Consider the following 20436-nt stretch of genomic DNA (forward strand, 5'->3'; position numbering starts at 1 on the left):
CCCTCGTCAATTCAAATTTTGGCTGAGCTTATCATCCGTGCAACTTGCCCCTGGAACGAGCCGAGCGGCCTCCCGAAGGGAAGCCGCTCGGCTCTCACTCCTCCTTATCGGTCCCAGGGGGCTATACGGTCCCTCTCCCAGAGTTCGATGTCAGCGAAGTCTGGTCCGTTCGCCCGCCCCGCGCAGTTCTGACGCAACGGCCCGCAGGCCTTGCGTGACGACGCGACGGTGCCGGGGCCGACCAGCGTCCCGTCCTCGAACGCGTTCATGAAGATCTGCTCGGCATCGGTCTCCAGGCCTGGGGTGGTGTGCTCGACTCCGGAGAGCCTCTCGTACCCCAGTTCCTTCGCCTTGGCCTTCATGGCCGGCGTGGCCCTGTTGTTGTTGGTGGTGTACCACTTCGTGTTCCCGAACCTTCCAGTGGCCACGGTGGTTCCCTGTTCGGCCCTCCGAGCACCTGTGGAGTTCGGGACCATGCCCGTGGTCCTCGCGTCATGGATGGCCTCGGCGTCGTCGAGCAGTTGCTTGGCCTCGCCCTGCGAGATGGGGCAGGTGCCCGGGGCGACGGGCCGGTCTTCGTTGTGGACGAGGACATCGACGCCGCCCGCCTGCACGTAGAAGTCGTGCTGGCCATCGACGGTGAGGTTGTAGACCCGCTGGCTGCGGTGGGCTTCGTCGACGGCGGTGATCTGCACCCATGTGCCGGCCGAGGTCTGCAGCCACATGCCCGGCTTGAGTTCGCCGGCCTTGAGCCACTTCCCGAAGTCCGGCAGCCAGTACAGGTGCTCGTCAGTTGAAGTGATCTCGGACGGCTTGGCGTTGCCCTGTTCCCCGTCGGTGTCGACGGTGAGGGTGACCAGGGTCTTGTCGCCCGCGTGGTTGCGGGTGTCGGTGATCTGGCGTCCCTGGAGGTCACCGGACTCCGGGTCGGAAGCCAGGACGAACTCGCCTTCGTCCAGGTCCTCGATGTTCTTCGTGGACCCGTCGGCCATCAGCACCTTGGTGCCCGGGACGAAGCTGTTCTTCTTGCAACTCGGCGCCTTCGGCTTGCCGGAAGAAGGCGCGTCCGCCTTGCGGGCGTCCGCCCCCGCCCCGGCTGCCTTCTCGGCGTTCTTGCCCGCCTTCCGCGCGTCGTTCACCGTGTCGGCGGCCTCGATGCCCTTCTTGGCGTACTTGCCCGCCTTCACCGCCGTCGCCCCGTAGCCGACCAGCGGGATCGCCGAGGTCAGGGAGAGCGCGGCGTCGACGTAGTTGCCCTCGGCCGCGTACCAGATGCCGTTGGCGACGTCGGCGACCTCGCCGACGACCGGGACCAGGCCCACCACGTCCAGCGCGGCATGGCCGAGGTCCGACAGCGACATGCCGAACAGATGGCCGTCGAGTTCGACGAAGCTGATCGGGTTGCCGCCGGCGAACGCGTAGCGGTTGCCGGTGAACGGGTCGGTGGCCAGGGACATGTCGCCCAGGGCTCCGCTGTAGGAGTCCCGGGTCAGGAAGCGGTTCAGGCCCGGGTCGTAGTTGCGGAAGCCCATGTCGTACGTGCCCGAAGCGCCGTCCCAGCGCGAGGAGTTGAAGCGGAACGCGTTGTAGTCGTCCGTCTCCGCACCGCCGGCGTCCGGCTTGTCGGCGCCGGTCATCTGCGACTCGTCGTCACTGCCGTACGCCGTGTAGCCGTACGTGGCACGGGTGTTGCCGTCCTCCTTCGTGATCGCCTCGACGTCGCCGCGCGGGCTGGTGACGTACTGGGAGTACTCCTCGCCCCCACCGTCCTTGTGCTTGATCTGGGTGGAGCGCTGGCCGCCGGCGAGGTACTGGTAGTCCTTGTCGGCCTTGCCGTCGACGGTCTCGCGCAGGAGCGTGTTATCCAGCCCGAGGTACGTGAAGGCGGTCGTCTTTCCGTTCGTTCCGGTCGTGGTCTGGGAGACCGTGCGGTCGAACGGGTCGAAGACGTACGACGTGGTCACGGCAGCGGCACCGGAGCCCGCGCGTGTCTTCACCGTGCGATCGAAGCCGTCGTAGTAGTACTTCTCCGCCGTCTGGCCGCCGGTGCTGACCGTGTCGAGCCTGCCGAGCGGGTCGTAGTTGTAGGTGGAGGAGACGCCGTCCGCGGACGCCGACAGCAGGCGGTTGCGGTCGTAGTGCTGGGTCGTCGTGACGCCGCCCACGGTCTGGGAGACGACGTTGCTGTTGCGGTCGTAGGTGTACGACTCGGTCGACGGGTTGTCACCCGCCTTGGTGGTCTTGGTGAGTCGGTCCTGCGGGTCGTAGTCGAAGGTGTAGGTGTTGTTGATGTAGGCCGAGTTGTCGTCGGCGTTCATCAACTTCAGTACGTCCTTGGAGCGGTGCCCGTTGGGCGAGTACTCCAGGTCGTGCTGGGCCACGACGGCCCCGCCGGACTTCTTCTCGAGCGACTGCTTCACCGAGCCGTCGAGGTAGTACTGCATGTCCAGCGTGTTGCCGTTGGGCTTGGTCTGCTTCAGGAGCTGGCCGCGCCCGGTGTACGTCATCGACGTGATCTGCTGGTTGCCCGCCGTCGGCGAGTCCGCGTTGGTCACCTTGGCGACCAGGTCGCGCTCGTCGTAGTCGATCTTCGACCAGGTGAGGTCGTGCGTCGAGGTGAGCGGGTTGCCGTTCTCGTCGTAGGTCAGCGCGGTGGTGGTCTTGACCGTGCTGCCGGCGAGTTCCTCGACCTTGCTGATCTGGTCGAGGCCGTCGTACGCGATCCTGTACGTGTCGATCTTCGCGCCCGGCGAGTGGTCGCCGACCTCGGTCATGTTGCCGTTGGCGTTGTACCGGTAGGTGAAGTCCTTCTTCTCGTTGTCGGTCTCGCCCGTGTTGGAGCGGACCAGCTTCACCGTGTCCGCGAGCACCGTGCCGTTCGCCGCGTCGGTCAGCGTGATCTTCTGCGGGCCGTCCTCGACGAACGAGTAGCTGCCCAGCGAGACCCAACTGCCGGTGTTCTTGGTCTCGTCCACGGTCTGCGTCGTGCTGCCGCCGTCGTGGTCGACCTTGAACTTGGCGTCGCTGGCCGCACCCGTCACCTTCGGGTACCGGACGAACACCTCGTAGGTACCGTCCTGCGGGATGTTGAGCTGCCAGGAGAACGACGCCGTGCCGGTACCGGCGGCGTGCGAGTAGGTGTCGTAGCCGTACTGCTGCTCGGCCTGCGTCGGCGACCAACTGCCCTGTGTCGCCGTGTTGTTGAAGTCCGAGCTGTCGACGACCACGACCTGCTTGCCGACCGGGACGCCGTCGTCGGAGTGCGCCTTCTGGTTGCCCGACGGATAGAAGTCCCAGGTCATCGTGCGCTGCTGGGAACCGCCCGCCGAGGTCAGCGTGTTCTTCGTCTGCTGGCCCAGGTCGTTGTACGCGTAGGACGTAGTGATGTCCCACGGGTCCTTGGACGTCTCGGTCCAGCCGTTGTCGAAGTACGTGTACTCGGTGACGTTGCGGACCGACTGGCCGTCCGACGGCGGTGCGGAGACCGAGCTGAGGTTTCCGACCGTGTCGTAGAAGTAGTACGTCGAGTCCGGTGAGGAGTAGCGGGAGTCGTCCTTGTCGAAGGGTGAGCGCTCCTCCTTGACCCGGTTCAGCTCGTCGTAGACGGTCTCCGCCGTGTAGTCCGTGGCGTCGTCAGTGGTGGCGACGCCGCGCGGGGTGATCGTCTTCGTCTGGTTGCCGACCTGGTCGTACTCGTAGCGGGTGGTGCGGTAGGAGATGTCGCCCGGACTGTCCTCGCTGACCGGGACCTTGGACTCCACCAGGGCGCCGCGCTCGTCGTACGTCGCGAGCGACTCGTTGCCCTCGGCGTCGGTCTGCGCGATCTGCAGGCCGTCCTTGTCGTAGCGGACCGAGGTGGCCCACTCCAGGGCGTCGATCGTGCGGACGACCCGGTGGTTCTGGTCGTACTGGTAGCGGGTGGTGTAGTCGTCGGGGTTCGCGGTGGCGTTCTTGCGCGGGTCGACGGCCTTGGTGACGTTGCCGACGTTGTCGTACTCCGTCGTCGCCCGGTGACCCTCGGCGTCGACCATCTCGACCGGCTGGTAGATCTCGTCGTACCGGGTCGTGGTGGTGTAGTCGCCCACGGTGTCCGTCAGGTTGCCCTGCGGGGCCGTCGCCGTGAGGACGTTGCCGACCTTGTCGTAGGTCGTGGTCGTCCTGCGGCCGGGGTCGGTGGACTCGTCGCCGGGGGCGACGGACTCGGTGACCTGGTCGGCCTTGTCGTAGACCGAGGTGGACACCGCTCCGTTGGGCGCCGTCACCTTGGTGATGTTGTCGTTGGCGTCGTAGACCGGTGCGGGCGTGACGATGAAGTCGTTGTCGGCCTGCTTGACCGGCTCCTTCTTCTCCAGCGGCCGGCCGAAGACGTCATAGGTCTGGCTGACCTCGGCGCCCTTGGCGTTGGTCACCTTTGTGACATTGCCCCGGACGTCGTACACGAAGTACGAAGGTTTCTGGAGTGCGTCGGTGATGGTCTCCGGGTAACCGACGGGGTCGTACGCGCTGTACGCGGTCGAGTGCCCGTTGGCGTCGGTCTCCTTGGTGACCCTGCCGTAGGTGTCGTACTCGGTGCGGGCGGTGTAGTCGCCGTCGGTGGCGGTGGCCACGCCCTTGGGGTCGGTGACCGAGGTCAGGTTGCCCAGGGTGTCGTAGCCGAACCGGTAGGTGCGGCCCTCGGGGGACTTCTTCTCGAAGAGGTCCGCGATGTAGCCGTTCAGGCCGGTGGAGTAGGTGAAGGTCTGGGGCGCGGTGCCGTTCTTGTTGGCCTCGGCGTCCTTCTGCTCCAGCGGGTAGCCGGTCTTCTGGTCGTACGTCCACGTGGAGACGGCCGTGTTGGCCTCCTCCAGGCGCGTGACGTTGTTGTCGGCGTCCCAACCCAGCTTTGTCGTCTCCGACTTGGCGTTGGTGATCTGAGTGGGGCGTCCGAAGCCGTCGAGCGTCTGAACGGTGGCGTGGCTCTCCGCGTCCGTCACCATCGTCCGGATCACCGAGCCCGCGGTGCCGTCCGGGTCGTTGTAGACGTATCCGGTGGTGCCGTCCAGGCGATCCGTGATCGTCTGGGTGTTCCAGTGGAACTTCGGATCGTCACCCTCGCTCGGGTAGTAGTAGTCGAGCGAGGTCGCGTTGCCGCGCGGGTCGGTGACCTTGACCAGCTTGACGTTCTTGTTGCCCTGCTCCGCGTCGTAGGTGAAGCGGAACACCTTCGGCTGGGAGCTGCCCGCGCCGTCGGTGAGGGTGGTCAGCAGGCCCTCGGTCGAGTAGTCGAAGGTCAGCGTCCGCCCGGAGATGTCGGTCATCGACTTGACGTGGTCGATGATCTTCGGGTTGTTGGTGTCGCTCTTCGTCCAGTACGAGACGGTCAGCGACTGCCGCCGCTCCGGGTCCTCGATGTACGTGAGGAACTTGACCGGCTTGTTGTTGGACTTGCGCACGGCGTACGTGTACGTCTGCGTGTTGCCGTTCTTGTCGACGACCGATGTCGGATAACCGTCACAGTCGAAGAAGAACTGGGTGCGGTCCGGCCGGGTCAGCGACCATGCCTTCGGGTCGCCGTCCTTGTTCGGGACGCAGTCCGTGCCCGCGCCCTGCCGCAGCAGGTAGTGCACGCCCGCCGGCGCCTTCCAGCTGCCGTCGTCCTGCTTGCGGAAGACGTGCGTGGTGCCGTCACCGTCGGGGAGGGTGACCGTGGTGGGGTTCGGGTTGGGGTGGAAGTCCAGCGCGGCGCCGAGACGGAGCGGGCTCGCGGCCTGTCCCGACCAGCCCGCGCCGAGCACGGTGTCGGAGGTGTCCTGCGAGTTGTACGCGAACCGGGCGAACGTGCTGATGCCCCGGCCCGGGTTGGTGAACGCGTTGTACTGCCAGACCGTGTTGCCCGCGTACAGGTTCGTCATCAGCGACGAGCCGGCGCCGGTGTTCTTGCCCGCGTAGGAGTAGAACTTCTCCAGGCCGAGCTGGTCGGAGGTCGGGTCCTCGGTGCGGACGTTCTGCGCGAGCGGGGCGATGGACTCCGACTGGGAGAGCCAGGTGCCGGTGGCGGTGTTCTTCAGGTCCCACTTGAGCACGTAGTCCAGGCGCTTGTTGCCCGACTCCGCGTTGATGGGGGCTTTCAGCCGGGCCGGCACGGTGACCGAGTCACCGGGCAGGACACGCCCCGGGAGCGCGGTCTCCAGCTGGTTGCCACCGGTGGTGGCGTCCGTGCCGTCCGGCAGCGACCAGGTGTAGGAGAGCGCCTGGGTGCCCGCCTCCCAGACGCTGGTGGTGGTGTTGGTGACCGTGACGTCGGTGGTGTACTCGTCGCCCGGGGTCAGCCGGGAGGGGGTGAAGGGCGCGAAGTACGTGCTCTCCGTCGACTTCGACAGGTAGGTCACGACCAGCTGCGGGCGCAGCTGCCCCTCCTCGGCCTCGGAGGACAGGAACAACGTCCGCTCCTGCGGTCCGGCCGTCGACTCGTCACGCAGCCTGACCGCGACGCCGTGGTTGCCGGCCGGGTCGGAGATCCAGCTCTGCGCGAGCGAGGTGACGTACCAGGACTGGCGTGCCGGGTCGTTGGTGACCGTGCCCACCGTGTCCGAGACCGCCGCGTCCATGTCGCCGCCGGCCGTGGTCCACGACGTGGTGGAGTCGGCCTTCGTCCAGGACGCGGTCGCCTCGTCGAAGTCGCGAGTCAGTCCGTGTGCCTCGTAGATGGCGCCGGAGGAGTCCGTCGTCGTCTGGAAGCCCCACATGTTCAGCTCCGCCTCGAGCACCCGGGCGCCGGAGGGGATTTCGCTGAGCGAGGGGAACTTCAGCAGGGCACGGGTCTTGCCGTAGGTGGCGGAGTTGTTGCCCACCGAGAGCCACGTGTGGGCGGTCCCGGTGTCGGTGAGGGTGTCGTGGCCGGTGCCGGATTCGGTGGAGGACACGGTGGTGTCGCTCTGGCCGGCCTGGAGGATCACGGTGGTGCGGCCCGCCTTCGGCAGCCGTACCAGTTCGGTGCGCGACGGGAGGATCTTCCCGTCACGGGTCTTCACCGCGACCATGTAGTAGTACGCGTCACCGAACTCCTCCGCGGAGTCCGCGGGGGTCGGCGTGGCCGAGGTGTCCGTGTAGGTACGGGTGTCCTTGGCGATCGGCGAGACCAGGGTCCGCGAGTCCGGCGTGAAGTGCTGGAACACGCTTCGGTGGACCTGGTACTCGACGATGTCGTCGCCGGGCGAGGTCGACGGGTCGGTGTACGCGGGCCAGTTCAGCTCGGCGCCCGTCGAGTGCACGACCGCCGGCGGGTCGACATCGACTCCCTGGCTGCCCCAGGTCAGGACCAGTTTCGGGTAGTTGGCGACCTCGCCCTTGTAGGCGTACTCGGCGGCCTCGTACCGCGGGCCGCCCTTGGGGGCGCTCGCGGACTCGTCGGCGGCCTTCACCACGAAGCCGTTGTTGTCGTAGGTGCCGTCGAGCCACTGCTGGACGGTCTTGGTCACCGGGAAGGCGTGCCAGGTGTTGACCTCCTGCGGCTTCTTGGTGACCACGCCGCCCTTGGTGAAGCGCACCGCGTCCGCGAGGACGGCGGTGGACGTCGAAGCGGGGCCGTCGCCGAGCACGACCTGCCCGGTGGTGCCGGCCGTGAACGGGTGCTTGCCCAGCGCCTTCCACTGGCCCTCGGTGCCCGCCTGCTGGTCGACCTGGTAGGTCTTGGTGCCTCCCGCGTAGGTCACCGTGTACGGCGCGTTCGTCGCGCGGTCGGAGGCCGGGACGTAGTGCACGTCGACCTGGTAGTCGCCGTTCTCGGGGAGGTTCGGCCGCCAGGTGTACTTGTCGCCCGCCGTGGCGTCCTTGTTGTAGCGGTAGTCCTGACCGATCGCGTACTGGGTGTACGCGGTGTTTCCGGAGGTCGGCCAGGCGCCCGTGGCGGCGGTGGTGCCAAAGTCGCCGTCGTCGACGAGGACCGACGTGCCGGACAGCTCACCGGTGATGCCGTTGGCGTTGTTCCAGGTGGCGCCGTCCTCCGTCCACGCGGTCGTGGCCCGGTGCGCCTCCAGCTGGACCTCGGTGGCGCCGGTGGTGTGGGTCTGGTCGTAGTACAGCTTCAGTTCGGCCGAATCCAGGTGGGTGCCCGCCGGGATGCCGGACAGGCCGAACTTCAGCAGGGCGCGCGAGGTGCCTGAGCTGGTGTTGCCGACGGAAAGACGCCACAGGTCCGCGTAGTTGGCGGCCGCGTCGTCCGAGGAGATCATCGTGTCGGCGGACTGCGACGGAGTCGGCGCGATCGTGACGGTCGGGTCGACCGTCACCGGGAACGCTCGCTCCGGCGCCGCCAGCCACTTGGCGTCCGGCTTCAGGATGATCCCGTACGACCCGTTCCCGCCCGTGAGTTGCTGGCGGACGGCGTCGGAGCCGGCGGTGCCGTAGGCGGAGCCGACGTCCTTCTTCGCGTCCGTCATGAACGGCGCGGGGATCACCAACGCCGGTGCGCCGACCGGGGAGTTCTCGCCGTAGAGAGCGATGGCGCCATTCTTCTGCGACTTCGCGGTCAGGCCGCCGGTGGTGAGGGTGAACTCGAAAGCGGGCGCCGTCCTCGGCCGCTCGCCCAGAACGATGTTCTCCTTCACACTGCCGTTGCCGACGGTGTAGGAGAGGTCGATTCCGTCGCCCAGCGCGCCCTTGTAGGTGACGACGTTGCCGTCGACCTTCGGGGTCAGTGCCTTCGCCGGGTGCTTCAGGCCGATGGCGACCCAGTGGCCCTTGTCGAGTTCGAAACGGACCAGCTCACCGGGGCGTGAACCGAACCAGGTCTGCGCCACGTTGGTGGTGTTGGCCTTCTCGAAGCCCTTGCGGTCGGTGTCGGTGACCGCGGTGTCGATGGGCTTCCACTCGGCGTCCGCGCCCTTGCCCGTCTCGTAGGCGGTGGGTATCGCGGAGACCTCGGACTGCACCCGCCCGTCCGACATCCGCCAGGACCGGGAGTACGGTGTCCGGCGGGCCGTCAGTTCCTTGACCCGCTCGGCCTTTTGGGCGGGCCGTGCCTTAGCGAGCTTCTCGTTGCCGGGGACGTCGGTGTCGGGCAGCTCGGGCGGATCCGACCGCTCGGCGTCGTTGTCCGAGAACAGGTCGCGAATGTGATCGGTGAGTCGGCCCGTATCCGGTGGATCGGCCGCGAAGGCAGGCGTCGTCGGCGCGACGGTCGCCACGACCGCCAGCACCGTGCTTGAGGCCCAGAGCCTCAAGCCTCTTGGTCTGCGCATGGGTTTCCCTTTCGAGGAACCAGAGCCCAGCTGCAGGTCACAGCCGGGAACCGGCGGAAGGTACACACCATTCACGTGTCCACGTCAAGAGAAGGAATAAGTTTCGCAAAAAGCCGAATTCAGCCACCCGATGGCGACTGACCTGTGCCTTCACTGTTTGCACACGGAACCGTCACCTGTTGTTGAGTGCTGAATCGAGCCAACTCCGACCGGCCGTCGAAGATCGCTTGACAGCGATCGAAGCGTCCCTCTTCGATGGGCAGGGCCATGCCCGGTTCGGTCAGTCGAGGGGAATGCGGATGAACAGCGAGACCGAGCAGGCGCAAGCCGACACGTCGCCGGCCGAGGACGGCGGCACCCGAGCCCGCTCCCGTCGCCGCCCCGCACTGATCGCGGCCGCCGCCTGCGTCCTCGCGCTCGGCGCCGGCCTCACCCTCTACGGACTGTCCGGCGACGACGACGTTCCCCGGTCCGAGCACTCCACTCCCACCGCGCCGGTGACCTACGAAGTGACCGGCGAGGGAACGGCCGACCTCAGGTTCCAGGGCGAGAGCGAGGCCGGCGCCGCGGAGACCGTCAAGGGCGCGGCACTGCCGTGGCGCCGGACGGTCCAGGTGCCGCTGGGGCAGAACCCGGTCATCAGCATCACCCTCGGCGCACGGGGCGGTCAGGCCCGCTGCGCGCTCGCGATCCGCGGCCGGCACGTCAACAGCGCCACCGCCGGAGGCGAGTACGGCCGTGCCACCTGCTCGGGCACGCTGCCCACGCAGCAGCCACGGCAGCAGAACGGCTGATCCTCGCCCCCGGACCCTGTAGACGCCCTCGCCCCCGAACCCCCTCGATCCGCCCGCTCACGGCAACCGGCGGACGACACGCCGCACGAACCCCCCGTTCAGCCGCACCCCACCCGGCCCCCTCCAAGCGGCGCGCACCCCCGGGCGCCGCGCAGGATGCGTACTAGGCACGCCACACCGGCGGAGCCGCTCGCGCACTCGGGAGGAACTGCGATGACCGTCCGCCTGGATCAGTTGCGCCGCTGCCACTTCGCCGTCGACCTGGGGGCGGCCCGTACCCGGGTATATGTGAAGGGCGCCGGGCTCGTCGTCGACCAGCCGTCCGCCGCCGCCGTGAACACCCGTACCGGCGCGCTCATCGCCGTGGGCGAGTTCGCGGAGCGGATGACGGGACGGACGCCCAGCTATATCCGGGTCGTACGGCCGGTTTCGGGCGGCACCGTCGTCGACATCGAGATGGCCCAGCGCATGCTGCGCCATCTGCTCGGCGACAAGATGCGCCGAGCCCTGCGACGCAAGCCCCGGCTGCGGGGCGCGGCCTGCACCCCGCACGACGCCGACCCCCTGGCCCAGCGGGCGGCCATCGAGACGCTGGTGGGGCTCGGGGCGCGCCATGTCGAGCTGGTGGACACGCTGATCGCCGCCGCCGTCGGCTGCGGACTGCCCGTCGAACAGCCCGAGGGCATGATGATCATCATATGCGGTGCCGCCGCCACCCAGGTCGCCGTCCTGTCCCTGGGGTCGATCGTCACCGCCGAGCGCATAGCGGTGGGCGGTGAGGCCGTCGACCGCGCGATCGTGCAGCACCTGCGGCTCGAACACGAGTTGTTGCTGCCCAGCCAGTCCGTACGGCCGCTGCAGCTCGCCCTCTCCGGCAACGGCCTCACCCCGCACGGTCCGGCCACCACCGAGATCCACGGCAGGGACATCGCCACCGGCCTCGCCCGTTCCGTACGGGTCGACACCGCCGCCGTGCGCGACGCGATCCAGACCCCGCTGACGGCCGTGCTCGACGGCATCGGCAAGGTGCTGCGGGGCTGCCCGCCCGACCTGGTGGCCGACCTCGTCGACCGCGGGATCATAATGGTCGGCGGCTCCGCCCTGCTCCCCGGCCTCGACCAGATGCTGCGTCAGGCGACCGGTATGCCGGTGAACATCGCGGAACGGCCGGAACTGTGCGCCATACAGGGCATCGGAGCCATGCTGGAGGGCAGGATGGAACCGCTGGTCCTGGACCCGCTGGCGCCTGACGAACCGCGTGACCACCCACCCGGTTCCGCGCCTTCTGCCCCTCATCGGCAGAAGTCGGCGCAGCGCAGGGCGGACGAGCGGGCGGGTCAGTAGGGCAGGATCCGCCCGGAGGGTGTCCTGCGGTCGATCTCCTGGCCGCGGGGAGCGGCGGGCCGACGGCTGACTCGCACACGGATCCGACGCTCCATGTCGCCCTCCTCATACCTCGAACTGCCTCACGGACACTGGTCAGGTACGGACCATCGTGCCCACGCAGGCAGGTGTCATGCCTGGGGAACATGACCGAGTCGGCGCGAGGGCCGCGCGCGGGTCAGCCGAAGCGGCCCTCCACGTAGTCCGCGGTGCGGGGGTCCTGGGGCGTGGCGAACATCGTGGCCGTGGGCCCGTGTTCGACGATGCTGCCGGGGGTGTTCTGCTCCGCGAGGAAGAACGCGCACTGGTCGGAGACGCGGGCCGCCTGCTGCATATTGTGGGTGACGATCACGATCGTGACCTCGTGGGCCAGTTCGCGGATCGTCTCCTCGATGCGCCGCGTGGACGTGGGGTCCAGCGCCGAGCAGGGTTCGTCCATCAGCAGGACCTTGGGCCGTACCGCGAGGGAACGGGCGATGCACAGCCGCTGCTGCTGGCCGCCGGAGAGCGCGCCACCGGGCTGCCGCAGCCGGTCCCGCACCTCCTTCCACAGGCCCGCCTTGGCCAGGCACTCCTCCACCAGGTCGTCCTTGGCGTCGCCGTTCATCCGGGTCCCGGTGAGCTTCAGGCCGGAGGTGACGTTGTCGTAGATCGACATCGCGGGGAACGGGTTCGGCTTCTGGAAGACCATGCCGATCGTGCGCCGCGCCTCGGTCAGCCGCTGCCCGGTGGCGTAGATGTCCTGCTCGTCCACCAGGACCTCACCGGCCAGCGACGCGGACGGGACGAGTTCGTGCATGCGGTTGAGGATGCGCAGGAACGTCGACTTGCCGCAGCCGGAGGGGCCGATGAGGGCCGAAACCAGGCCGGCAGGCATGGTCAGCGACACCCGGTCGAGGACTTTGTGGTCGCCGAACCATGCCGAGATGCGGCGCGCTTCGAGCGTCGCGCCGCTCACCCCGGGTACGGCCGCCGGGAGGGGCAGCGTGGTCTCGGTCTGGGTCATCTGGTCGGTCACAGCTTGTCCTTCGTCAACGGTGGAGCAGTGTCGGGGCAATGGCAGCGGCGGGGTGCGCGGTCACAGCAGGTTCGGCAGGAGCATCAGTGCCTGGTCCGCGGTGGCCAGGCCCAGCGCGCCCAGGAGCGGGACGCCCACGACCCAGGTCTGCCGCCGGCCCCAGCGGGTGTGGGCCCAGGTGAGGCCGGCGGCGCCGAGGACGAGGCCCTGACCCCACAGCACGAGGGGCAGCCAGGCCGAGGTCCCGGTGGCCATCGGCTTCTCCTCCTCCGGCAGAGCGCCCGCCGCGAGGGCCGGCGCCGGAGTGACCTGCACGTCCGAGACCAGGTCCGCGTCCACCCGCAGGATGCCCCGGGGCATGAACGGGGTGCCGTCGGCCGTGATCAGGGTGAGCCGGCCGCGGCCCTGCGCGGGCACGGGCGGCTGCGGGTCGCCGGACCGGCGCGGCCCGATCACCTGGTACGTGTGCTTGCCCTGACCGGTGGTCACGGTGAACTTGTCGCCGGTGCTCAGCTCGCCGAGGCGCCGGAAGGGGCCGCCGTACGTCGCCTGGCGGCCCATGATGACGCTGACTCCGGCCTGTCCGGGCAGGGGCGTGTCCCTGCGGTGGCCGGGGCCGTGGGACAGGTCGTCGGCCGTGGTGCCCTCGTGGACGACCTCGCGCACCCCCAGCTCGGGGATCTCGAGGAGGGCCACGGATTCACCGTTCTTCGGCGCCCGGCCGCCGCCCGCGGACTGCCCGATGGGGGCGACGCCGTTGGCCAGGTCGGCGCGGAAGGTGGCGTAGTCGACCTGACGGTCGCGGGCGTGCCGCAGATCGCTGACCAGGCCGGCGTCGGCGACGAAGCCGAGCAGCAGCGCGGCCAGGATGGTCAACGCCGCGCTGGTGACACGCAGTCCGGGGCCCACCGACGGTCGTACCGGGCGGGTGGGGCGCGCCCCGCCGGGCCCGGGAACCGACGAGGTGTCGGCTTCCACGGGCCCGGCGGGGGCGGTGACCGGTGCCGTCATGCGATCTTCACCGAGACGGAGGTCGCGCTGCCGTTGGCGTATCCACCGCGCTTCGCCGTGACGGTCACGGTGAGCTTGTGGCCACGGTCCGAACGGGTGGGCGTGTACGTCGACTTGGTGGCGCCGGTGATGGCCCTGCCGTCGCGCTTCCAGACGTAGCTGTACGAGGTGGCCGCCGGCTTCCAGCTGCCCGGCTTGGCGGTCTGCCTGTAGCCGACCTTGTGGGTGCCGGAGATCGACGGCTTCGTCACGACCGCCAGGGCCGGGCCGAGCGCCACGGTCACGGACGGGCTGGTCGAGGTCGTGCTGCCGGTGGTGTTCTTGCCGGTCGCCCGGCAGGCGAGCTTGTGCTTGTACTCGGTGCCGCTGATCGTGCGGGTCTTGGCGGTCGCGCCGCTGATCACCGTGCCGTCCTTGAGCCAGGCGTACGACACGGAGGTCGCGCCGCTGAAGCTCACGGAGCAGGTCACGGTGGACCCGGAGCGCACGGTGCCGGTGATCTTCGCGGCGGTGACGACCGCCGGGGGCTTGATCTTCACCGTGTACGACAACGGCCCGGAGACCGAGGGGCCGTACACCGCCGGGTCGGCCGGGGTGAACTCGGCCTTGAGCGAGTGGGTGCCGACGGCCAGCGAGCTGGTGCTCAGGGTGGCGGTGCCGCCGGAGACGATGACCGGGCTGCCGAGCTGGGTGGTGCCGTCGAGGAAGCGCACGGTGCCGGTCGCGGAGGCCGGGGTGACGGCCGCCGTCAGCTTCACCGACGTGCCCTGGACGACCGGGCTCACCGGGCTCGCCGTGAGCTTGGTCGTCGTGGCGGTGACGGTGACGGGCTCGGTGTCCTGGTACCTCGTGTTGGAGGTGAACCAGATCGACGCCGTGAAGTCGCCGAGGCTGGTGGGGTTGAACGCCGTACGGCAGGTGAGCGTGAAGTCGTAACGGCCCTGGAGCTCGGTGAAGCCCGCCTGGCTGGCGTAGTCCCGCATCGTAAACGTCAGCGGCACGATGAGGCCGCCGTTCGGCGCCTCCCCGTACGTACCGACAGGCGAGTTGCCCACCACGCCCAGGCCCTCGGGCGTGGCTTCGAAGCCCTTGCCCTTCACCGTCATGATGATGTTGGTCGCGTTGTCCGGGCAGGGACCCGAGGTGGTCAGGGTCATCCCGTCGGTGTCCGCGCCGGTCCTGGGAGCCACCTCCATCGTGCCGAGGACGTCGGCCCGGGCTCCGCCGGTGCCGAGCGCGAGCGAGCCGGCGGCGAGCAGGGACACGAGCGCGGCGGCCAGCGGTCTGCGTGCGGCCTTGAGGCGCTCGGTCGTGAAACGCGTCGTCGTGAAGCGCATGTTCTCTCTTCCGGCTCAGATGTCGGTCGTGTGGGTGGTGACGTCGAAGTCCTCGCGCGCGCGGGCGCGGCGGACGACGAGGACGCCTGCGAGGACCAGCGCGGCCGACACGGCGCCGAGCGCGCCCGCGTCGACACCGGTGGCCGCGAGCGAACCGTTGCCCGAACCGCCGCCGGACGCACCGCCGTTGACGTCGGTCGACACGTCCTGGGAGCCGCCGCCGTCGGTACCGCCGTCGGCCGCGGCCGTGTCGGTCGGGGTGGCGGTGTCCGTGGGCTCGCCGGTGTCCGTGGGCTCGCCGGTGTCGGTGGGCTCGCCCGTGTCGCTCGGGGTCGCGGAGTCCGAGGGCAGGGTGGTGTCCGAGGGGGTCGCGGACGGGGTGGCCGAGGTGGTGGTGCTCGGGGTGCTGCTCGGGGTGCTGCTCGGGCCGGCCGGGTCCGTGTCCTGGTACTTCGTGTTGGAGGTGAACCAGATCGACGCCGTGAAGTCGCCGAGGCTGGTGGGGTTGAACGCCGTACGGCAGGTGAGCGTGAAGTCGTAACGGCCCTCGAGCTTGCTGAAGCCCGCCTGGCTGGCGTAGTCCCGCATCGTAAACGTCAGCGGCACGATGAGGCCGCCGTTCGGCGCCTCCCCGTACGTACCGACAGGCGAGTTGCCCACCACGCCCAGGCCCTCGGGCGTGGCTTCGAAGCCCTTGCCCTTCACCGTCATGATGATGTTGGTCGCGTTGTCGGGGCACGGACCCGAGGTGGTCAGGGTCATCCCGTCGGTGTCCGCGCCGGTCTTGGGAGCCACCTCCATCGTGCCGGCGGACTCGGCGGCCGACGCCTGGGCGACGGTCACCGCGGAGACGAGCAGCCCCGCCGCGCCGCAGGCCGCGATCAACGTGCCGGCGCGGACGGTGGCCCTCCTGGACATCCGGGGTCGGTGAGGTGTGAAAGACACGGTGTTTCTCCCTTGGCAGTGGTTCAGGACGAGATGGCGAGGGCGTTCACTCGCCGGTGTCGGGCCGTGCGGCCCCGGCTCGGCGGCCGCGCGCCCAGAGGACGACGCCGGCGACGAGCGCCAGCAGACAGACGCTGAAGCCGCCCACCGCCCAGGCGGTGAGCGAGGAGTCGGTGGAGACCTCGGCGGCACCCGCGCGCGCCGGGTCGAGGGGTGCCGCGCCGGCCGCCGGGGCGGAGCCGCTGGGCGTCTGACCGGGCACGGGCAGGCCGTTGGGCTCGCCCTGCTGCTGTCCCTGCTGGCTGGGCTGCCCCGGAGCCGTGGTGGCCGTACCGCCTGTGGCCGGGGTGGACGCAGCGCTCGCCGCCGCCTTGGGCAGGGCGACCTTGGTGCCGTCCTGGTACGCGTTCTTCCGCTCGAAGTCCAGCGAGCCGGTGAAGTCCTTCAGGCTCGTCAGGTCGAAAGCGCCCTTCAGACAGCTGACGGTGAAGGTGTACTTGCCACGCAGGTCGGTGAACCCGGCGATGCTGGCGTAGTCCTTCATCGTGTAGATCAGCGGGATCACGAGGCCGCCGCCGGGCACCGTCTGGTAGATGGAGAGCGGCGCGTTGCCGACGACGATCTGTCCCTCGCGCGGGAAGCCGGCTCCCCTGACCCGGGCGATGACGTTGACGGTCTTCTTGGGGCAGGGCGCCTCGGCGGTGAGGTTGATGGGCTCGGTGTCGGTGCCCTTCGCGGGGGTGACGGCGAGACTGCCGCCGGTGGCGGCCTGCGCCTCGGTCGGGGTGCCCGCGAGGAGCGCGCCGGTGACCAGCAGCACCGCCGCGAGGCCGACCGCCTGCTTGGTACCGGACGTCTTGCGCGGTGAACGGGCGGACGGGGGCGCAGAGTTGCGGCGCCGACGGCGTCGTATCACCTCGAAGGTGACGATCGCGGCCAGCACGAGGACCAGGGCCAGCAGCGCCCACGGTACGGCGGTGAAGGCTTCGGTCTGGGTGACGCGGGGCAGGATGCGGAACTTGACATCGCCGCGCACCGGCTCGGGGTCCACCGTGACCGTGGTCGTGTCCCGGAATGCGGGGCGGACGCCGGTGGCCGACGTGCTCACCTGGATCGCGTCACCCGGCAGCAGCTCGGGGAGGTCGCGGACCTTCGTCGTCTTCGCGGTGCCGCCGAGGCCGTCGCGGACCCGGACCGACTGGTGGGCGGCGAGCCGTACGTTCCCGGTGTTGCGCAGGGTGTACGTCACGGTCGCGGAGCCGGAGCCGAAGGGGTTGGCCGTGCCGTGGTACGCGGTGTGCAGGTCCTCGACGGCGAGCCGGGCGGTGAGTTCACCGGTCACGCGGAGGTAGACGCGCGCGCCGACCCGCTGGTCGACGGCGACCCGGTCGCCCTTCTTGTCGGTGGCGGTGGCCGCGAGCGAGGCGACGATGCCGCCGACGTGGTCGCCGGGGGTCGCCTTCGCCGGAATGCTCAGGGTGAAGGGCACGATGACGCGGGAGCGGGGCGGGACCTTCACACGGCTCTTGCCGACCTTGATCCAGGAGCCGGCGTCCTTGGGCCGGTGCTTGGCCGGGAACAGGTCGAAGCCACCGTCGGCGGTGGTGAAGGCGTCCTGGGCGTACACCCTCAACGTGAGGGGTTTCTTGCCGTAGTTGAAGACCGCGATGTGGTCCGCGACGCGGGCGCCGGGAGTGGCGCCGTAGGAGAAGTTGGGCCGCGCGTCGGGCTTCTTCGCGGCCGAGGGCTGAACACCGAACGTCGTACGCCCCGTTCCTCCGGCCTCCGGTGCCGCGGCCGACGCGTGCGCGGCCGGCAGTACGGCGAGGAGACAGGCGGCCAGGACGGCGGCGATACGGCGGGCTGAGGTGGAGATCATGACGGGGTGTCCGTTCGAACGCGAGCGTGACCGGTACGGGCGGGGCTGGGGTCGAGCAGTGGTGAGCGGTTGTTGCGGGGAAGCACGGAGGTGGCCGGGACAGGCGGGGCGCCTGTCCCGGCCCGGGGCGGTCCTCAAAAGGGGTTGAGGATCCGTCCCGTCAGCCATCGGCCTGGATCAGATGGCCGTCAGGGTGAGGGTCGCCGTGTACGTACCGGCCACCGTGGAGGTCGGGACGTTGAAGGCCAGGTCGGCGCCGAGGTGGGCGGTGCCCAGACCGGTGCCGTTGGCCAGCGAACGGGAGGCCTTCAGGCCGGCCGCACCAGCGTCGGCGGGAGCGACACCGTTGGCAGCCGCGACCGCACCACCGGCGGTGACCGTCTGGGACGCGCCCTTGTCGACCACGTTCGGGGTCCAGCCGAGGTTCTGGCCGTTGATCGAGTGCGAACCGCCGTCGGAGAAGTCGGTCACCTGGCCGCTGACGGACCAACCGGGGTTGCCCGCGCGGGTGTCGGTCAGCGTGACCGGGTTGATCGCGCCGGCGGTGGTGAGCATGTCACCGTTGGCGTTCAGCTGCGGCGAGGGCAGCGTGACGTGCGGGTTGTCCACGCTGATGACCAGCGCACCCGCCTGGACGGTGGTGGTGATGTCCTCGGAGGCGGTGACGCCCTTGAAGGCACCGATCACGTACGGGACGGCGCCGGAGGTGGAGCCGAGGTACGCGTCGGGGTTCGTCGGGACGAACACGGCCGAGAAGGAGTGGTCACCCTCGGGCAGGCTGCTGGTGGAGAAGGAAGCCTGACCGGCGGCGACCGGGACGGTGCCCAGCGTGGTGGTGGTGCCGCCCACGGTGTCCTGGAACTTCACGGAACCGGCCGCGGCGGCCGGCGACACCGAGGCCGTCATGTTGACCGGGCTGAACTTGTCGGCCGTACCGGCCGGGGAGACGGCCAGCGCGGTGGTGGTCGCGGTCGCCGGGGCGGCCTCGACGGTGTAGGCGACCGCGCTGGACGTCGAGCCGTTGAACGCGGTGCTCGACGGGGTGAACGCGGCGGTCAGCGAGTGGCTGCCCGTGCCCAGGGCGCTCGTGGTGAGCTGGGCCTGGCCACCGGAGACGGTGACCGGGTTGCCCAGGGCCTGGCCGTTGTCCTTGAACTGGACCTGGCCGGCGGTACCCGCGGGGCCGACGGCGGCGGTCAGCGTCACCGGGGTGCCCGCGGTGACCGGGGCGTTCGGGGACACCGCGAGGGAGGTGGTGGTGTCGGTCTTCGACGCCGGGTCGGTGTTCTGGTACGTCGTGTTGGACGTGAACCAGATCGACGACGTGAAGTCACCCTGGCTGGTGCCGTTGAACGCCGTACGGCAGATGACCGTGAAGGTGTACTTGCCCTGCAGGACCGAGAAACCGGCCGTGTTGGCGTAGTCACGCATGGTCTGAATGAGCGGGATGATCATCCCGCCGTTGGCGTCGGTGTTGTAGGTGGTGATCGGCGAGTTGCCGACCACGCCCTGGCCCTCCACCGGGAAGCCCGAGCCGTTGACCAGCACCATGATGTTGGTCGCGGTGTCCGGGCAGGCACCCGACGTCGTGAGGCTGATGCCGGAGTCGTCGAAGCCGGTGGCCGGGTCGACCACGGCCGTACCGATCTCGGCGGCCGACGCGGAGGGCGCCATGATCATGCCGCCCGCCACCACGGCGACCAGGCTCGCAAGGCCGCCCGCCAGGGCCCGCGAGAGAGTCTTCTTCAGCACTGTCGTGCTCTCCTTCTACGAGGATCTCGAAGTCGTGCGGACGGTCAGGGGGTCTGCTTGCTGGTGTCGCCGCAGTTCGGGTTGGCCGCGAAGCCGTAGGTGTTGATCACCGAGGTCTGCTGGCAGATCAGGGAGTTGGAGCCGACGAAGACCTGGCTGTACGGCGCCGTGGCGATCTTGCTGGTCGGGATGACGTTGTAGACGTCGCGCTTCACACCGAAGTTGGAGTTGAGGACCGTCGGCGCGAGCCCGTCGATGGTGCCGAGGATGGCCCGTCCACGCAGGTCCGCGATGGTCTGCGAAGCCTGCGAGTTGTACTGGGCGATCGAGAACGGAACGATCGACTTGTCGTCGACGACGCGGCCGTCGTGCTCCTGGACCGGGTTGCCGTTCTTGGTGTCCTTGATGCAGGGGTAGACACCAGCGACCACGTCGGCGTCCGTGATGCCCATCTGGGACTCCCAGAAGCTACGGGTACCGGAACCGGCCTGCGGCAGAAGCACGTTGAGGTTGAAGTTCGGGCCGGTGCCCACGAAGTTGGGGTCGCAGTGGTAGATCGCCTTGAGGTCCGTCAGCGTCAGCTTGCGCGGCAGGGAGCCGGTGGGCGTGATCGCGTAGGTGACGGCGTCCACGGCGAACGGGACGTAGGTCAGGCCCGGGTTGGAGGCGGCCAGGTTGAGGCTGGAGGACCGGGAGAAGTCCAGGCAGCCGTCACCGGCTCCGCTGTTCGCCGCGAGCGAGTTCTGCAGCGCGGTGCGGCCGGCGCCGGAGCCGTTCGGGCGGGTCATGGTGCAACCCGGCTTGGCGACCGGGTCCTTGGTGGTGATGTTGGCCGTACCGACGGCGTTGTAGGAGCCGATCACCTTGGTGCCGTTGATGGTGATGACGTTCGCCAGGCCGTTCATCACATCCTGCGTGGTGTCGGAACCGACACCGGACAGCTGGCGGTACGTGGGCGTGCCGGACGGGTCGGCGGCGGCCTGCGTGACAGCAATGGTGCCGGTCAGCAGTCCGGCGAGGCCGACAGCGGCGACGCCTGCCATTCTCTTGTTCACGTGCGATACCTCTCGGGTTAGGCTTTCGCCGGGTGGTGCCCGGC

At 69.3% G+C, this 20436-nt stretch carries 10 protein-coding genes; 2 read left to right on the forward strand and 8 right to left on the reverse strand.

Annotated features, from left to right (window positions below):
• Positions 1 to 104 precede the first annotated feature (104 nt).
• Positions 105 to 9218 carry a DNRLRE domain-containing protein gene (locus ACFYXB_RS21045; RefSeq protein ID WP_389584430.1) on the reverse strand — a complete coding sequence of 3038 codons (9114 nt, stop codon included), beginning with the start codon at positions 9216 to 9218 and terminating at the stop codon, positions 105 to 107.
• A 299-nt stretch (positions 9219 to 9517) separates the two neighbouring features.
• On the opposite strand from ACFYXB_RS21045, the gene ACFYXB_RS21050 reads away from it, so the two are divergent.
• Positions 9518 to 10012, forward strand: a complete 495-nt coding sequence (locus ACFYXB_RS21050) for a hypothetical protein (RefSeq protein ID WP_389584432.1) — start codon at positions 9518 to 9520, stop codon at positions 10010 to 10012.
• A gap of 213 nt (positions 10013 to 10225) precedes the next feature.
• Positions 10226 to 11356: a rod shape-determining protein gene (locus tag ACFYXB_RS21055; RefSeq protein WP_389584434.1), complete on the forward strand. Its 1131-nt coding sequence runs from the start codon at positions 10226 to 10228 to the stop codon at positions 11354 to 11356.
• Positions 11357 to 11573: 217 nt separating this feature from the next.
• Here the strand turns inward: ACFYXB_RS21055 and ACFYXB_RS21060 are convergent, their stop codons facing one another.
• The 7 genes from ACFYXB_RS21060 to ACFYXB_RS21090 form a co-directional block, all read right to left on the reverse strand.
• Complete coding sequence (locus ACFYXB_RS21060; RefSeq protein WP_389584563.1) at positions 11574 to 12401, reverse strand: phosphate ABC transporter ATP-binding protein; 828 nt, start codon at positions 12399 to 12401, stop codon at positions 11574 to 11576.
• A 72-nt stretch (positions 12402 to 12473) separates the two neighbouring features.
• Positions 12474 to 13424: a sortase gene (locus ACFYXB_RS21065; RefSeq protein ID WP_389584437.1), complete on the reverse strand. Its 951-nt coding sequence runs from the start codon at positions 13422 to 13424 to the stop codon at positions 12474 to 12476.
• Positions 13421 to 14761, reverse strand: coding sequence for an Ig-like domain-containing protein (locus ACFYXB_RS21070; protein WP_389584440.1), 1341 nt, complete (start codon positions 14759 to 14761; stop codon positions 13421 to 13423). The genes ACFYXB_RS21065 and ACFYXB_RS21070 overlap by 4 nt, the downstream gene beginning before the upstream one ends.
• Before the next feature lie 15 nt (positions 14762 to 14776).
• A complete protein-coding gene (locus tag ACFYXB_RS21075) occupies positions 14777 to 15679 on the reverse strand; it encodes a hypothetical protein (protein WP_389584443.1) in 903 nt (300 codons plus the stop codon).
• Positions 15680 to 15752: 73 nt separating this feature from the next.
• Positions 15753 to 17585 carry a WxL protein peptidoglycan domain-containing protein gene (locus ACFYXB_RS21080; RefSeq protein WP_389584445.1) on the reverse strand — a complete coding sequence of 611 codons (1833 nt, stop codon included), beginning with the start codon at positions 17583 to 17585 and terminating at the stop codon, positions 15753 to 15755.
• A gap of 177 nt (positions 17586 to 17762) precedes the next feature.
• Positions 17763 to 19337, reverse strand: a complete 1575-nt coding sequence (locus tag ACFYXB_RS21085) for an Ig-like domain-containing protein (protein ID WP_389584448.1) — start codon at positions 19335 to 19337, stop codon at positions 17763 to 17765.
• A 44-nt stretch (positions 19338 to 19381) separates the two neighbouring features.
• A complete protein-coding gene (locus tag ACFYXB_RS21090) occupies positions 19382 to 20392 on the reverse strand; it encodes a hypothetical protein (protein ID WP_389584450.1) in 1011 nt (336 codons plus the stop codon).
• Between the last annotated feature and the right edge of the window lie 44 nt (positions 20393 to 20436).

Source organism: Streptomyces sp. NPDC002619, from assembly GCF_042889305.1.
Classification (GTDB): Bacteria; Actinomycetota; Actinomycetes; order Streptomycetales; family Streptomycetaceae; genus Streptomyces.

Bases quoted from the DNA above. Each gene is read 5' to 3' on its own strand.
- ACFYXB_RS21050 (WP_389584432.1), top strand. From the start codon at position 9,518: ATGAACAGCGAGACCGAGCAGGCGCAAGCCGACACGTCGCCGGCCGAG.
- ACFYXB_RS21065 (WP_389584437.1), bottom strand. From the start codon at position 13,424: ATGACGGCACCGGTCACCGCCCCCGCCGGGCCCGTGGAAGCCGACACC.
- ACFYXB_RS21060 (WP_389584563.1), bottom strand. From the start codon at position 12,401: ATGACCCAGACCGAGACCACGCTGCCCCTCCCGGCGGCCGTACCCGGG.
- ACFYXB_RS21070 (WP_389584440.1), bottom strand. From the start codon at position 14,761: ATGCGCTTCACGACGACGCGTTTCACGACCGAGCGCCTCAAGGCCGCA.
- ACFYXB_RS21055 (WP_389584434.1), top strand. From the start codon at position 10,226: ATGACCGTCCGCCTGGATCAGTTGCGCCGCTGCCACTTCGCCGTCGAC.
- ACFYXB_RS21075 (WP_389584443.1), bottom strand. From the start codon at position 15,679: ATGTCCAGGAGGGCCACCGTCCGCGCCGGCACGTTGATCGCGGCCTGC.
- ACFYXB_RS21080 (WP_389584445.1), bottom strand. From the start codon at position 17,585: ATGATCTCCACCTCAGCCCGCCGTATCGCCGCCGTCCTGGCCGCCTGT.
- ACFYXB_RS21045 (WP_389584430.1), bottom strand. From the start codon at position 9,218: ATGCGCAGACCAAGAGGCTTGAGGCTCTGGGCCTCAAGCACGGTGCTG.